The sequence below is a fragment of the Longimicrobiaceae bacterium genome, from assembly GCA_035696245.1.
Lineage (GTDB): Bacteria > Gemmatimonadota > Gemmatimonadetes > Longimicrobiales > Longimicrobiaceae > DASRQW01.
The window spans coordinates 1-2,003 of the sequence record DASRQW010000349.1; the positions used below are offsets into that span (position 1 = coordinate 1).

Sequence of the window (2,003 nt, forward strand, 5' to 3'; positions counted from 1 at the left end):
CCCTACGACCAAGTTCCCAGGGGACTTTCACCCCCAAGCTCCAGCACATGCCGGGCACACAACGAAGAAGGGGCTCCGTCGCCGGAGCCCCTTCTTCTCATCTACCGATCAGCGTTCAACCATCTACCGATTCGGCTGAGATTCCATCTCCCGAAGCTTAGCTGTTCGGATCGAGGATCTGGTCGATGCGGTGAACGGCGCCCTGGAGGTGGAGCTGCGTCTGCCGGTCGCCGGCGCGAGGGATGGCGCGCTGGATCTCGGCCTTCAGCGTCACCAACTCGCCGCGCAGCTCCGACTTCGCGTCGGCCGAGAGCGGCGGGCGGGGCGGGCCGAACTGGCGCACCGGCGCGGCGTTCGCCGCCGGTGCGGGCGGGTTCAGCTTGCGGTCCACCTGCGTGAGGAAGTTCATCTGCAGCTCGCGCCGGTACGGGTCGATGGTGGGCGACCCGCTCGCCAGCTCGCTCCAGATGCCGCGCCGCACGTCGTCGAGCATGGACGACAGCGGGTAGGTGTCGGCGTTGCGCATGAGCGCCTCGTTTTCGAGCAGGCGGTTCATGCGGCTGTCGTCCAGCAGCGCCGTGAGCACGCGCGCCTGCGCGTTCACGATGCGGTTGATCATCCCCATCGGCTCGATGCGGCGCGCGATCTCGGGGCGGATCAGGTACTGCGGCGTGCGGAACACGCTCTCGTTCAGGAAGCGCACCGCCTCGGCCTGGCGCGCGCGGCCCAGCGGGTGGAACACCGCGCCGGGCTGGCTGCCGGACTTGTACTGCACCTCGGCGCCGCCCACCACGGTGACGACGTGGCCCGCCTCGGTGGCCCACTGGTTGACCGTGCGGTCGTACAGCTCGCGCAGGTCGCTGTTGTCCTCGCCGGGCCGCGTGGCCGCGCCGGGGATGTAGCCCACCACGCGCTGGATGTTGCGGAAGCCCAGGCCGGTGCTCTTCACCGGGTCCGCGTCGCCCACCGCCTCGTTCAGCGTGCCGTAGCCGCCGAACTCGTTGCCCTCGCTGAAGCGCAGCCACGGGATCGTATCCTGCACCCGCGCCCAGCGGTCCAGGGTGGGCCGCTCCTGCTCCGGGCTGCCCGCGCCGGGGATGGGCTTGTAGCCCCACATGATGGCGAACTTGTCGTACGGGCCCACGCGGGGGACGATGTCCGCCAGCGGGATGTTGTCCTCGGGCTGCGCCACGTAGTTGAAGCGCGAGTAGTCCATGATGCTGGGCGAGTGCCCCATGCGGTGCACCCACGACGCGCTGCGCACGCTGTCGGCCGGGTAGGTGGAGCTGCCGATCTGGTCGTGGCGCAGGCCCAGGGTGTGGCCGACCTCGTGCGCCACCACGAACTCCAGCACGCGGCCCATCAGCGAGTCGGGCATGGGCAGCACGCGGGCGCGCGGGTCCAGGTGCGCCGCCTGCGCGAAGTACCAGTCGCGCTGCAGGTTGAGCACGTTCTGGAAGATGCGCGCTGAGCCGTTCAGGATCTCGCCCGTGCGCGGGTCGCTCACGTGCGGGCCCGACGCGTTCTCGGTGGTGCTGGGCAGCCACCGGATCATGGTGTGGCGGAGGTCCTCGGGCGACCAGTCGGGGTCGTTGGCGGGCACCTCGCCGGCGACGATGGCGTCCTTGAAGCCGGCCGCCTCGAACGCGGGCTGCCAGTCGGTGATCGCCTTGCGGATCCACGGCTTCCACTGCTCCGGCGTGGCCGGGTCCACGTAGTACACGATGGGCTGCTTGGGATAGCACAGGTCGCCCACGCGCCGGTCCGAGCACTCCAGCCGGTAGCGGGTGATGTACTCGCGCGGCGCGGCGCGCTGCTCGGCGCCGAAGTCCATGTTGCTGATGTCGAAGAAGCCCACGCGCTCGTCGGCCCGGCGCGCCATCATGGGCCGCTCGGGGAGGCGCACGATGCTCCAGTGCGCGAGCACGCTCTGCGCGGGCGTGGGGGCGCCGCCGCCCTGCCCGCCGCCGGCGCCGCCGCCGTTGGCGCGCGGGGTGCCCGTC

Annotated in this window: 1 protein-coding gene; it reads right to left on the bottom strand. The window is 70.9% G+C overall.

Annotation, left to right across the window (positions count from 1 at the left end):
* Positions 1 to 157: 157 nt before the first annotated feature.
* On the bottom strand, positions 158 to 2,003 hold a 1,846-nt coding region (locus tag VFE05_16150), incomplete at its 5' end, for a zinc-dependent metalloprotease (GenBank protein ID HET6231606.1).